Origin of the sequence: Pseudoalteromonas sp. NCIMB 1079 (assembly GCF_040567695.1) — a bacterium.
Taxonomy (GTDB): domain Bacteria; phylum Pseudomonadota; class Gammaproteobacteria; order Enterobacterales; family Alteromonadaceae; genus Pseudoalteromonas; species Pseudoalteromonas distincta.
Map to the genome: position 1 here is coordinate 2,106,188 of NZ_JBEWZA010000001.1, position 12,956 is coordinate 2,119,143.

Annotated in this window: 11 protein-coding genes and 2 pseudogenes; 4 read left to right on the top strand and 9 right to left on the bottom strand. The window is 37.0% G+C overall.

Annotated features, from left to right (window positions below):
- Positions 1 to 32 precede the first annotated feature (32 nt).
- Together ABX891_RS09750 and ABX891_RS09755 are read left to right on the top strand one after the other, a co-directional pair.
- Positions 33 to 521: pseudogene (locus ABX891_RS09750) on the top strand (ABC transporter ATP-binding protein); the annotation flags it as partial.
- Positions 522 to 769: 248 nt separating this feature from the next.
- The gene (locus ABX891_RS09755; RefSeq protein WP_354629382.1) at positions 770 to 1,729 is read left to right on the top strand and encodes a sugar-binding transcriptional regulator; all 960 of its coding nucleotides are present in this window, start codon (positions 770 to 772) and stop codon (positions 1,727 to 1,729) included.
- Positions 1,730 to 2,138: 409 nt separating this feature from the next.
- Here the strand turns inward: ABX891_RS09755 and ABX891_RS09760 are convergent.
- The 6 genes and pseudogenes from ABX891_RS09760 to ABX891_RS09785 all read right to left on the bottom strand — a co-directional run bounded on the left by ABX891_RS09760 (position 2,139) and on the right by ABX891_RS09785 (position 6,242).
- Positions 2,139 to 2,963: pseudogene (locus ABX891_RS09760) on the bottom strand (alpha/beta fold hydrolase).
- 459 nt (positions 2,964 to 3,422) lie between these two features.
- The gene (locus tag ABX891_RS09765; RefSeq protein ID WP_354629383.1) at positions 3,423 to 3,848 is read right to left on the bottom strand and encodes a response regulator; all 426 of its coding nucleotides are present in this window, start codon (positions 3,846 to 3,848) and stop codon (positions 3,423 to 3,425) included.
- A gap of 3 nt (positions 3,849 to 3,851) precedes the next feature.
- Complete coding sequence (locus tag ABX891_RS09770; protein ID WP_354629384.1) at positions 3,852 to 4,391, bottom strand: pilus assembly protein N-terminal domain-containing protein; 540 nt, start codon at positions 4,389 to 4,391, stop codon at positions 3,852 to 3,854.
- A 212-nt stretch (positions 4,392 to 4,603) separates the two neighbouring features.
- Entirely contained in the window at positions 4,604 to 5,176 is a 573-nt protein-coding gene (locus ABX891_RS09775) for a MiaE family protein (protein ID WP_165743839.1), read from the bottom strand.
- A gap of 47 nt (positions 5,177 to 5,223) precedes the next feature.
- Positions 5,224 to 5,856: a sulfotransferase gene (locus ABX891_RS09780; protein ID WP_165743840.1), complete on the bottom strand. Its 633-nt coding sequence runs from the start codon at positions 5,854 to 5,856 to the stop codon at positions 5,224 to 5,226.
- 14 nt (positions 5,857 to 5,870) lie between these two features.
- A complete protein-coding gene (locus ABX891_RS09785; protein ID WP_165743841.1) occupies positions 5,871 to 6,242 on the bottom strand; it encodes an MAPEG family protein in 372 nt (123 codons plus the stop codon).
- A gap of 151 nt (positions 6,243 to 6,393) precedes the next feature.
- On the opposite strand from ABX891_RS09785, the gene ABX891_RS09790 reads away from it, so the two are divergent.
- Positions 6,394 to 7,746, top strand: coding sequence for a DUF2254 domain-containing protein (locus ABX891_RS09790; protein ID WP_354629385.1), 1,353 nt, complete (start codon positions 6,394 to 6,396; stop codon positions 7,744 to 7,746).
- Between the two features lie 3 nt (positions 7,747 to 7,749).
- On the opposite strand, the gene ABX891_RS09795 is transcribed toward ABX891_RS09790, so the two are convergent.
- The 3 genes from ABX891_RS09795 to ggt form a co-directional block, all read right to left on the bottom strand.
- A complete protein-coding gene (locus ABX891_RS09795) occupies positions 7,750 to 8,475 on the bottom strand; it encodes an SIMPL domain-containing protein (RefSeq protein ID WP_354629386.1) in 726 nt (241 codons plus the stop codon).
- Positions 8,476 to 8,627: 152 nt separating this feature from the next.
- Positions 8,628 to 10,322: an NAD-dependent malic enzyme gene (locus ABX891_RS09800; RefSeq protein ID WP_354629387.1), complete on the bottom strand. Its 1,695-nt coding sequence runs from the start codon at positions 10,320 to 10,322 to the stop codon at positions 8,628 to 8,630.
- A 142-nt stretch (positions 10,323 to 10,464) separates the two neighbouring features.
- Positions 10,465 to 12,243, bottom strand: a complete 1,779-nt coding sequence (gene ggt / locus ABX891_RS09805) for a gamma-glutamyltransferase (protein WP_354629388.1) — start codon at positions 12,241 to 12,243, stop codon at positions 10,465 to 10,467.
- A gap of 97 nt (positions 12,244 to 12,340) precedes the next feature.
- On the opposite strand from ggt, the gene rrtA reads away from it, so the two are divergent.
- The gene (rrtA, locus tag ABX891_RS09810; protein ID WP_309168881.1) at positions 12,341 to 12,925 is read left to right on the top strand and encodes a rhombosortase; all 585 of its coding nucleotides are present in this window, start codon (positions 12,341 to 12,343) and stop codon (positions 12,923 to 12,925) included.
- The last annotated feature ends 31 nt before the right edge of the window (positions 12,926 to 12,956 follow it).

The window sequence follows — 12,956 nt, forward strand, 5'->3', positions numbered from 1 at the left end:
CTATAAAAGATAGCCGTCGTTCCAAACTAATTATGCGTTTAGAAATATCTGAATTACATAAAAGTTTAGCTACAACAATGATTTATGTTACGCACGATCAGGTTGAAGCTATGACAATGGCAGATAGAATCGCGGTATTTAATGCCGGTATTATTGAACAGGTAGGCACACCTTTAGAGCTTTATAAAAACCCAGTAAACAAATTTGTAGCTGGTTTTATTGGCTCTCCAAAAATGAATTTTATAGATGCTCCACAAAATGAAGATGCGAATGTTAGTTGTATTGGTATACGACCAGAGCATATAACACTCTCTACTGAGCAAGGAACGTGGGCTGGTACTGTAGGTGTAATTGAACATTTAGGATCGGAGAGCTTTTTACATATAAATATTGAAGGCAAAGGGACCGTAACAGTAAAAGCAGATGGTGATTGTCCGTTAAAATATGGCGATAGTATTTACCTAAGCGCACCGGCTGATAAAGTATTAAAGTTTGATAATAACGGTTTAACAATTCGCTAGAGCCAATCTTTAATTACCTTAAATAGCACCTTTATAAAGGTGCTATTAATTAAATTCTAATTACATAATCCTATGAAACCTAGGTATTTTTTATTAAGGAATGGTATATTTACAACTATAAATAACAAAAACGTTATTGATAAATAGATACTCCAAAATTAATAAAATAATTTATATAGCAGCACATATAATTAAAATTATGTAATAAAAATAAGGACTTAGTTTTCCTTCTATTTTAAGAGGTTTACGTGGTAAAGCTATCAAATACAGAAATTAGAAAGCTAGATGATGCAGCCAGAGCAGGGTGGTTATATTATGTTGGCGGTAACACACAAGATGAAATTGCTAAAAAACTAAATATATCTCGTCAATCTGCACAAAGAATGGTCGCATTATCTGTGAGCCAAGGATTAATTAAAGTTAGACTTGACCACCCGATTGCCAAATGTATGGATTTAGCTGAAAAATTAAAAAGCCGTTTTGGGTTAGATTCGTGTGAAGTTGTACCGAGCGATCCATCTGAACCTTCATCTACATTAGGTTTGGCTCAAGCTGGCGCGGCAGAAATAGAACGTCATCTAAAATCAGAACAACCCAAAGTACTTGCTATGGGAACCGGTCGAGTTTTACGTTCATGTGTGGATGAGCTAAGAATTGTTGATTGTCCGCAACATAAAATTGTAGCCATGCTAGGTAATATGGCTTTGGATGGATCGGCTTCACCTTATGATGTTGTAGTAAGAATGGCCGAACACACTAATGCAAAACATTATCCAATGCCATTGCCAGTTTTACCAAGAAGCATTGAAGAAAAAGAACAGTTACACGCACAACAAAATATTACCGGTAATTTAAAACTCGCTAAAGATGCCGATGTAACATTTGTGGGTATTGGTAGCTTAGGTGAAAAGTCGCCATTACATATAGATGGTTTTATTGATGCGCAAGAACTTAAAGAGCTACAAGATCTTGGTGCTGTTGGTGAAATGATTAGTTGGGTGTTTGATAAAAACGGTAAGCTTTTAGATTGCACAGTTAATCAGCGTGTAGCAAGTACGCCATTAAAAACAAATGCTAACAAACAGATTTATGCGATAGCTGCTGGTGAAGAAAAAGTGTTAGCCATTTTGGGCGCAGTAAGGTCAAACATGATCAGTGGATTAATTACTAACGAATATACAGCTGAGCGTTTACTTAGTATTGATTAAACAAATTGATAAATAAAGTATCTGTATTAGTAATACTAGTTATACACTTAATGTCCGATACCGTCTAGTATTGGACATAGCAAGAGCGCATTTAAGCGCTCTTTCTATATATACATTAACTACCTATAATTTATATTATGTTAAATAGCATAAATAAATACATAACTAAGTTACTCACCTTCATTAATTAACGTATAAACGCGATATTTTGACTATTTAATAAGCATTAACCTACTTATCTTAATAGTTAGTGCCTTACCCATTTACGGTATTAGCTTATTGAACATATAAAAATACCGCTTGGTTATTAATATAATCAAGCGGTATTAAAATGATTGCCTATTAGCTACTTTACACAATCAAACTTAACATATTGAAATTGATAGATTTAAATTATCCTAGTAATTCACTAGAATAATTTATCATTCATAAAATCACTAATAAGCTCAGACACTTTATCTGGATGTTCATCAATAACCCAATGTGCGGCTTTATCTATCCAAACCAATGACGAATTTGGAATTGCTTCTTCTAACATTGGTGCATACTTTGGCTTTTGAAATTTGTCTTCTTTACCCCATATTATGAGTGTTTCATGAGGTAAGCTTTTAAGATCGCCTGTAATAGCTTCGGTATATTCTTTATTGAGCCTGCGCATGTTACTAAATAAAGCGGCTTTTCCTTTTTCATTACTCCATGGTGTTAAGCATATTTTCATCAACTCTTCAGTCATTACGTTCGAGTCGTAAACACCTTTGGGCATGAAATCTCTTAATGTATCAACAAATTCATCTACAGATGTTTTTTCCTTCTACGCCTGGTTCTAGTAAAGGTTCAAATTCTGGTATTGGCCAAGAATCAAAACATACACTATCAAGTAAAACCAACCCGTTTACTTTATCCGGATGATTTACAGCCATTAATTGAGCAACACCACCACCAATATCATGTGTAGCAATATTAACTTTAGAAATACCGAGCTCTTCTATAAACTTACACATTATTCTACATTGCGCATTTATAGATACATCAGTGTTACTTGGCATATCTGATTCACCAAAGTTAAGTAAATCTGGTGCTATTACCCGATATTTTGATGCAAGTTTGGCATCACATTTCGCCATAAAAATTTATTAGTCGGAATACCGTGTATCAATAATAAAGGTGTTCCTTGTCCCATTTCTTGATAAGCAATTTGATGACCTTCTAATGTAACGTACTGTGTTTTGCTCATGCTTGTGCCTCGTTAACTTTAAAAATTATAATATTTCGTGAACTATAAAATTGGAATATAACCTTATAAAGCAAATTCCATCCCAAGATGAGTATTTATTAGTTATTAAAAAATCTTAATGTTTTAAAGTTAAACCCCTGTGATACGTGGGCTCTAGGCTAAATAAATTTACTGACTTTATAATATTGCAGTGTTTAATAATTGTGATTATCAAACCGCTTTAAGAAGTGTGAAACGATGACTCGTATACATGCAACAATTACAAAAGCGTAGTTTGTAATACTTTGAAGAAATAATTTGAAGTAATTATTCTTATTAAAGGACTTTTACAAATTTAAATAAATTAAAGGTTCATATACACAAAAGCACTAATAAACATTAGTGCTTTCAAAAATTATAATTTAATTTTTTAGTAAGCTATAAATAAAAAATAGTTAACCGCCCTACTGTTTAAATTTATCATTCCAAAAAATATCTAATATTTTCTATTAATACACTTTGCTTAACTGGCTTCAATAACAGGCCGTTAAACCCAAGCTTCACATACTTGTTATCACTATTTTCGTTTTCACTAAATGTATGAGCGATAATTTTTGTTGCTGATGCGTCAGCATGCTTTCTTATTTTTAGCATTGCGTCGGTGCCTGTAAATTGCGGCATTACTATACCCATTAAAATAATATCGTAAATATTTTGAGAAACCATAAGTAGCGCCTCTATAGCACTTGATGCGAAATCTATTAAAATATTTTCTTCGTTAAGCATTTTTCTAATTACTATTTCTATTAGCAAGTCATCATCTACTAAAAGCAGTCGTTTAGTTTTATTTATTGGCGTTACTTTAAACTCGATAACTTCAGCCATATTTTCAATAGTGTTTTTCATGTTTTACCTCATTACTGTTCCACTAATATACGCTAATTTATAACGACTAACGGGTTGTGATGCTTGTGAGCTACTGGCGTATAGGTAGTTTTTTGCAGCTTCATAAGCGGCATGACGATAATTTATAGTAGGTACTTCACCGCGTAATACAACAGCATGGCGATCAGGTGCTATGGTTAGTTGCACGTCAGGGTGAATATCGTTTAAGGCATTTTCCAGTACGCTATAGTCTTCGGTAACACCAAGTAAAAATGTTTCCGAGCTTTTATCGTCGTACCACACCATCATAGATGTACGGCCTAACTTTTTAGCTAAAATTAGTAGCTCGCGACCATTAACCACGTTCACATCAAGCGTTGTTTCGTGGCCAAGTGCTATACGCGAAATATAACGGGTAAACACAAAGCGAGTATGTGTCCATTTAACTAAGTGTGATACTTTTTGTACCAGCTCACCATTTGCATTTTCTATATAATCTAAATGACTTTCACTGCCTACGGCGCTAAAAGATATTAGTAATAGTATAAAAGTAAATTTTAACATAAGCCTTTCCCTCAATTTGCTTAATGTATAGGTAGCAAGTATGAGACCAAACGCTTTTATCTTTATTATCAATGCATTAAGATGTGTGAAAGTGTGTTTTATTATTTTGATTCGCAAATTGCAAATCAATAATTCATGAAGGGTTTAACCAAGAAATGAGAGTAGAGGCAGGTGGCGCAAAGCGAATAAAATAGGCTCTGCGCTAATTTTAGTTAATGCAAAGCAGCTGTAAATGGGATGCTTTCACAGATTTTAGCTTCTGCTGTAAGTAACTCTTCTAGGCGAGTATCAACTTCTTCTTTATCAAAGTATTCGTAAGCAAGCTCTACAAAAAGGTTTTTATGTTTTTCTTCTGACTTGGCAATCGCAACATAAAAGTCTTTTTCTTTACCCTCAGGAAGTGCTTGTGCAACTAAAGAAAAACGCTCGTGACCGCGTGCCTCAATTACACCGCCAACCAGTAATCGGTCCATTAAAAAACCATCACGACCATGTCTAAACAGTGCACGTATTTGTTTTATGTACGGGTCTTTTTTGTCGTCACCTAAGTTTACATCGCGCTCTAAAAGTAACTTAAGCACTTGTTTAAAGTGTATTAATTCTTCTAATGCTAAGTCGGTCATGGCTTTTACTAATTTACGTTTGTCTGGGTAATGCGAAAGCATAGACATAGCCATACCCGATGCTTTTTTTTCTGCAGCGGCATGATCTTGTAAAAAAGTATTAAAGTCAGCAAGGACAACTTCGGTCCATTCAAATGGGGTGTGGTATTTTAATTCAAACATGTTCTGTACAACTTAAATAATAATGCGGGGATTTTAACGTATTTGTTTTAAAAAATCTTGTAAGGCAGCAATTTATCTATGCGCCCTTTAGCGGTGGATTCAACTTTTAGCGGGTGTTTAATATCGTTCCATGCGGTGACTTTACCGCCCATATTCATTTTTTCAAAATCAGCTTTGTCACTTTTTAATGCTAAAAAATCGCATAGTTTTTTGTAGCTATCAGGCTTTGCTATATCAATGGATAAAAAATCGTTGTCACGATTCTTAAAGTACGTGTGAGCATCGTTAAAATGTGTTTTATAGCAGTGAGCTAAGTAACTATCGTCGCTAATATTATTAAGCGAAAGCTCACTAAACGTATTTAAATAACAGCGCTTTATATGAATATTAAAGCCCCCGTCTGCACGGGTTAAATTAGTGTGCATACGCGTTAAAAGCTGTTTTATTGATACAAGCCATGCACCAAGTTCGCGCTCTAAATAAATAAACTTAGAGTGTGGATAATGAATATCAAGCGCTTTAAAATCGTTAAATATGGGAGTGTCGGCAATTGCGCTGGCATTTTCAAAACAGGCATTAGTATACGCGGTATGCGCTGTTGTAATGCCAAGCTCTAAAAATGCATGGCACACACTGGTTGTGCCGGTACGTGGTAAACCTATTATAAATATTTTGCTCATTAACTTTTCTTTAATTAGCCACGTGTTACTAGTAATACAAAGGCGCTGATAATCATGACTAAAAATGTAGTAATAGTACCAATTTGGCGATATTTAAGGCTTTTTTCTACTATGCCTAAGTTTTGAAACACACGCCCTACTAATAACGCACCACCTAATATATGGCTGTAATGGCTAGCAAGCCCTTGGTACTCTGCTAAAAAAAGCAAAATTAAAGCAAATGGCACGTATTCCATAAAATTTGCGTGGGCACGCACAGCACGTTGTAGCGTTGCATTACCGTTATCACCAAGTGATATTTGCTCCGCACGGCGCACTTTTATTACGTTAAAGCTTAAATAAATGTAAAAGAATGCGAGTAATGCAGCATAAGTTGAAATGATCACGGCGTTTTCCTGTTATTTTATCGCATAAATATGCGCTCTATTATTGTGGGCGTGATAATAACACATAAATTTGAGCAGCATTATCAGAAGTTTAATAATTGCCTATGCTAAGCTAGAGGTATTAAGTTAGTAGAAAATACATAAGGATTTTATGTTTGTACCTCGCAAAGTAGCCGACAGTTACCGTGAAATGATTAACAGTATTGGCTTTTACCCTTCAATGCTTTCAGTGGGCTTTTTGGTATTTGCCATTATTACAATGTCGGTTGAATATTTAGCCCCTGTTGAGCAGCTAAAATCGTTTATATCGGTTGTACTTGTAGATAGCGCCGAAAACGCGCGGACTATTTTAAGCACTTTAGCGGGGAGTATTATTTCGCTTACCGTGTTCAGTTTTTCGATGGTAATGGTGGTTTTAAATTCGGCCAGTGCGAGTTTATCGCCCCGCGTAGTGCCAGGGCTTATTACGCGCAAATCACACCAAATGGTTTTGGGGTTTTATTTAGGCAGCATAATTTACTCTATTATTATGCTTATAAATATTAATAAGCTTGATGGTGGCAGTACGGCAATTCCTTCAATAGGTGTGTTGTTTGCACTTGTTTTTGGATTGATTTCATTAGGTTTGTTTGTATTTTTTATACATTCAATTTCACGTGCTATTCAAGTTGATAACGTGTTAAATGGCTTGTTTAGCCAAACTAAAAACGAAATTAAAACAATAATACAAAGACAACAAGAGAACCCAGTTGAAGACTTTCCGGACTTTAGCAAATGGCATTCGGTTAGCAGTAAAACAGAAGGATATTATAAAGGCGTACATACCGATAAGCTGTGTGCTATTTTGGCTGAGCAAGATATAAAGGTGTATATATCTGTAAACCAAGGCTATTTTACAGTTAAAGGTTACCCGTTTTTAAAATGCAATAAAGATATAGCAAACGATGAAGAGCTGATTAATAAAATTCTCGACTGCTTTATTTTTTATATAGAAGAGTACATTAGCGATCATTACCGTTATGGATTAACGCAAATATCAGAAATTGCAGTTAAGGCAATGAGCCCAGGCATAAACGATCCCGGTACTGCAGTTAAATCAATTGATATGCTGAGTATTTTACTTATTCAACGACTTTCAATTAACGATATTAACTACTCGTTTAAGCACAGTGATAATGCCCCATTGTTGTACCTTCATGAAACAAGCTTTGATGAGTTATTACACGACAACTTTACACCGCTGCGTAATTACGCCAAAGGCGATGCATACGTAATGACAAACGTGCTTGAGGCATTTAAAAATATTTTGTTTGTTGCCCATAAAGATACCGATGCACGAAACAGTTTATTTAATTATTTAAATGCAATTGTTGATGACATAAACGAGCATGTAACTAATGAATACGACAGACGCGAAGTGACTAATATGCTCAACTCTATAGCGCGTATCAGCCAAGAGCAAGGTGAGAAGTTGGTGGCACGTTTTGAGCACCACCAAAAATAACGTTTAATCTATGTAGTAAACAGCGTAGCTTGACGCTGTTACTTTAATCTCTCCAGCATGGTAGGCATCAGGTACATAGTTACTTGGTGCGCTATCAGCCATCATTACTTTTTCTGCGCGCATATAAGGCTGCGACTGCACATTGAGTGGACTCAGTGATGCGCTGTACAATCCTTTTAAGTCAACGCCATAATCGTCACTAAACTCTTTTGCTGCGTCACGTGCGTCTTTAATTGCTAACTTTTGTGCTTTTTTATGCAGCTCGTTATAGTTGCTTGCTAAAAATTGAGTTTGATTAATTTCGTTAATACCGTTGTTAACTAAGCTTTGTAGTAACTCTGGGTATTTATTTATATCGCTGAGTTTTACTGTTAACGTACGAGAAACCTTAAAGCCTTTAAATTCTTGATTACCGGTAGTGCGGTTGTATTGGCTATCACGGTTTATTGAAATTTGCCCTGCGTTTATATCTCCCTCTTTAACACCAATCTCTTTTACGAGCTTAATTGCCTTGGCGATAGTTAAGTCGGTTTTATTTTTAGCAGCAATTAAGTCTTTATCAACTTCGGTAATACCTACACTTAGCTGTACGTAATCTGGCATTGTAGTAAGAGTCGCTTCGCCCTTAACATAAATATGAGGAGCATCGGGAGTCGCTGCCGCGAGTGCATCAAAGCTAAGTACGTTTAAAGCCAGTGCACTACCTAAAACAAAAGTCAGTGTTTTCATTAAGTCGATCCTTTTTATGTAAAAGCAAGTAAACACCGTACGTGGTTAATTAAATATGAACAAGCACAAAAAAACAGGCAATTGCCTGTTTTTTGTTAAGCGTTGTAACTAATGCTATTACACCATTTACTTAAAATTACGTGTAAACGTTACTAAATACTACTGCGTTTATAGTTACGGTATTTTGGTAACCAGTAATTTTTATCGATTGCTGCCCATAATGCATCATCAGTAATCTCAAGAGCAACGCCCTCTTCGATTGCTTTTTTAGCGATGGCAAATGCAATACGTTTACTTAGCGTTTCAATTTCAGTCAAGGCTGGTAATAAACTACCTTTACCTGTGTTTGCACGCGGCGACGACTCTGCAAGCATTTCGCTAGACACACTTAACATAGCATCAGTAATGCGTGTCGCTTTAGCGGCAATAACACCTAAACCAATACCTGGGAAAATATAACTGTTGTTACATTGTGGGATTGGGAACGTCTCGCCATTGTACTCAACAGGATCAAATGGGCTACCTGTGGCAACAAGTGCTTTACCGTCAGTCCACTTAATCACATCAGCAGGATGCGCTTCTACTTGCTTAGATGGATTACTTAATGGGAAAATAATTGGCTGTTCACAACCGGCATGCATAGCGCGTATTACTTGTTCTGTAAATAAGCCAGGTTGACCAGAAACACCAATTAGAATGTCAGGTTCAGCACAGTGCATAACATCAAGAAGTGATGCGTATTCGCCGCTGTAAGTCCAATCACTTAAAGAGCCTTTAGGTTGTGCAAGTGCTTGTTGGAAATCGCGTAAGTCTTCCATACCCTCACTAAGCAAACCAAAACGGTCAACCATAAATACTTGGCTACGCGCTTGAGCTTCTGAAATACCTTCAAAAACCATTTGGCTAATAATTTGCTCAGCAATACCACAACCAGCAGAGCCTGCACCCACAAAAACTACTTTTTGCTGGCTTAGGGTTGAATTTTTAACACGACACGCAGCAAGTAAAGAACCGACCGTTACAGCCGCAGTACCTTGAATGTCATCGTTAAAGCTACAAATTTCATTGCGGTAGCGCTTAAGTAATGGCATTGCATTTGGCTGTGCAAAATCTTCAAACTGAAGTAATACATTTGGCCAGCGACGTTTAACCGCTTTAATGAATAAATCTAAAAACTCATCGTATTCGTCTTGAGCAATACGCTTATGGCGTGCACCCATGTACATAGGATCGTTTAAAAGCTTTTCGTTATTAGTACCCACATCAAGCATTACAGGCAATGTGTATGCTGGGCTTATACCACCACACGCTGTGTAAAGTGACAATTTACCAATTGGAATACCCATGCCACCAATACCCTGATCGCCTAGGCCTAAAATACGCTCGCCATCGGTTACAACAATAACTTTTACTTTACCTTTGGTAGCGTTGCGTAAAATGTCGTCAATTTGGTAGCGATCTTCATACGAAATAAATAAGCCACGTGCGCTGCGATAAATGTCTGAGAATTTTTCACAAGCATCGCCCACTGTCGGTGTGTAAATGATTGGCATCATTTCTTCAAGGTGGTCACGCACTAAACGGTAGTAAAGTGTTTCGTTGTTATCTTGAATCGCACGTAAGTAAATATGCTTATTAAGGTTGTCGGTAAAGCTAGAATACTGCTGATAACAACGCTCAACTTGCTCTTCTATTGTTTCAAAGCGAGGAGGAAGTAAACCAGCAAGATTGAAATTTTCGCGTTCTTTTTTACTAAAGGCGCTGCCTTTATTTAATAGCGGTGTTTCAATTAGGCCAGGGCCAGAATGATGAATATATAAGTAGTTAGGATCAGTATTAGTTGTCATATTTCCAGGCTTTAACGGAGTCTTAAGTTATGATCTGTCATTATCAGTGTTAGAGGTTTAATTGCAACGACAATTAAGCTAGTCAGACCATTGAGAGAAAATACATGCGGGCTTCACTGCCCGCATGCATATTATACATAATTTAAAATTTGATAGTGGCGTTATTATCAGTTAAATCAGATAACGCAACACCTTCACGGCGCGGATCAGCGCCACCATATAAGGTATTATTTTTAACCTCAACTGCGTGTAAGCCTGAGTTTAAATCAATAATACGTACATTGTGACCGCGCTTGGTAAGTGCAGGCGCAATGGCTTCTATGGCTGTGCCTTTTTCAAGGCTGGTGTAATCGTTACGATTTGTTGTACGCGGTAAGTTAATGGCGTCTTGCGCTGATAAATTCCAGTCAATAACACCCACAACAACTTGTGCAACGTAATCAATGATACGGCTACCACCAGGTGAGCCTACAATTAAGCGTAAGCTACCATCTTTATTAAATACCATTACCGGTGACATAGAGCTACGCGGGCGTTTTCCGGCCTCTACACGGTTTGCTACAAGCTTGCCATTTTTACGTGGCGATAACGAAAAGTCAGTTAGTTGGTTATTTAAAATAAAGCCATTAACCATAACCGTAGAGCCAAACGCCATTTCAATTGAACTGGTCATCGAAACGGCATTACCTTTACTATCTACAATAGATACATGTGAGGTAGAAGGTAACTCGTATGAATCATCCATTGCATAACTTAAGTACCCTACAGGATTACCTGCTACCGCTTTTTGGTCTGTTTCGGTAATTAATTTAGCCCGTGAGGCAATGTAATCTTTGTTTAGGAGCTCTTGTGTAGGTACTTGAGTAAAATCGGGATCGCCCATGTACATATCGCGATCGGCAAATGCAATACGCGAAGCTTGGCTAAAGTAATGAATTGCCTTTTCGGCGTTTGGTTTAAGTGCGCTCATATCTTTATGCTCAAGCAAGCCAAGCATTTGCAGTACTGCTACGCCGCCACTACTTGGTGGTGCCATAGAACACACGTTATAAGCACGGTATTGTATACATACCGCATCGCGTTCTTTGCTTTTGTAATCTGCTAAATCTTGCACACTTAATTTACCAGGGGCAATTTTAGAGTGCTTTACAGCATTAACCATTTGTTTTGCATTTTCGCCTTTGTAAAATGCATCAATGCCCTGCTTTGCAATGTCTTTGTACAAATCAGCAAGTGGTTGATTCTTTTTAACACTACCCACTTCAATTAATTTACCATTTGGGTAAAAGTATTCGTTAATAATCGGCATACTCAATACGCCTGGGTTTAACTGTCGGGCTAATAAGCCGTGTAAACGCGGCGAAACTACAAAGCCTTGCTCTGCAAGTTCAATAGCAGGTTTAAAAAGCGCTTCCCACGGTAATGTACCGTATTGTTTATGTGCGCTTGCAAAGGCATGTAAAATACCGGGTACACCAACAGAGCGTCCACCTACTACGGCTTCAATCCATTTAACGGCTTTACCGTGTTTATCTAAAAACAGCGTTTCGTCTGCATTTGCAGGTGCGGTTTCGCGGCCATCAAAACTAGTTAATTTATTGTTAGCCTTGTTGTAATACATCATAAATGTACCACCGCCAATACCTGAGGATTGCGGCTCAACTAAAGTAAGCACTAGTTGAGTAGCAATCGCAGCATCTACGGCACTGCCGCCTTGGGCTAAAATTTGTTGGCCGGCTTTTGAGGCATATGGATTTGCCGCAGCTACCATGTATTTATCACCTTGCACTACTTTTTTATGGATTAATCCTGTAGCAGCTTCAGGTTCGCGAGTTTCAATTTGAGTTGTTTGCTGGGCAAATGAAGGCAGTGATACTGCGCACAGTCCAATGGCAAATAATGAGTTAAGTTTAAAATGCATAAAAATACTAAAAACACTTAATTACGTAGTTGTATTTGGCATCTTAAAGTTAAACGGGCACAATATGCAAAAATTTTGACTAAAAAAATATAATAAAATGCTTAATTTACCTATTCAACCTCGTTATATATTACCGCCTATTATTTTGCTGCTTTTTAGTACCATTTTTGCTGCATTTGATTTAAATAGTTTACTTGAATTTAACCGAAGCCTAATTGATGATGGCGAACTGTGGCGAATTTTTTCTAGCCAATTTGTTCATGCTAATTGGGCTCATTTGGGATTAAATGCCAGTGGTGTTTTACTAATATGGTTACTACATGGCGAATACACACCCCCTACTCGCTACGCTTTTAATACAAGTGCGCTAGCACTGTGGTGTGGACTCGGTGTTTACTGGTTTTGCCCAAACATACATATTTACACCGGATTAAGTGCTCTACTGCATGGTGTAATTATTTGGGGCGCAGTTAAAGATATAACCGTAGGGCTAAAGTCAGGTTATTTATTATTTATAGGCGTATGGATTAAAATAGCGTTTGAGCAATTTAGCGGCCCTAATGCTGATATAGGAAAGCTTATTAACTCCACTGTGGCTATTGATGCACATTTAATTGGTGTAATTGGCGGGACTCTGCTTGCCATACCACTGGTTATAGAGCTCTTTAAAAAGAAAAAATAAAGTTAGATTTTGTTCAACCCAATAAAAACGC

Coding starts and splice junctions, on each gene's coding strand:
- ABX891_RS09765 (WP_354629383.1), bottom strand. CDS start 3,848: ATGAAAAACACTATTGAAAATATGGCTGAAGTTATCGAGTTTAAAGTA.
- ABX891_RS09770 (WP_354629384.1), bottom strand. CDS start 4,391: ATGTTAAAATTTACTTTTATACTATTACTAATATCTTTTAGCGCCGTA.
- ABX891_RS09775 (WP_165743839.1), bottom strand. CDS start 5,176: ATGTTTGAATTAAAATACCACACCCCATTTGAATGGACCGAAGTTGTC.
- ABX891_RS09780 (WP_165743840.1), bottom strand. CDS start 5,856: ATGAGCAAAATATTTATAATAGGTTTACCACGTACCGGCACAACCAGT.
- ABX891_RS09790 (WP_354629385.1), top strand. CDS start 6,394: ATGTTTGTACCTCGCAAAGTAGCCGACAGTTACCGTGAAATGATTAAC.
- ABX891_RS09795 (WP_354629386.1), bottom strand. CDS start 8,475: ATGAAAACACTGACTTTTGTTTTAGGTAGTGCACTGGCTTTAAACGTA.
- ABX891_RS09800 (WP_354629387.1), bottom strand. CDS start 10,322: ATGACAACTAATACTGATCCTAACTACTTATATATTCATCATTCTGGC.
- ggt (WP_354629388.1), bottom strand. CDS start 12,243: ATGCATTTTAAACTTAACTCATTATTTGCCATTGGACTGTGCGCAGTA.
- rrtA (WP_309168881.1), top strand. CDS start 12,341: ATGCTTAATTTACCTATTCAACCTCGTTATATATTACCGCCTATTATT.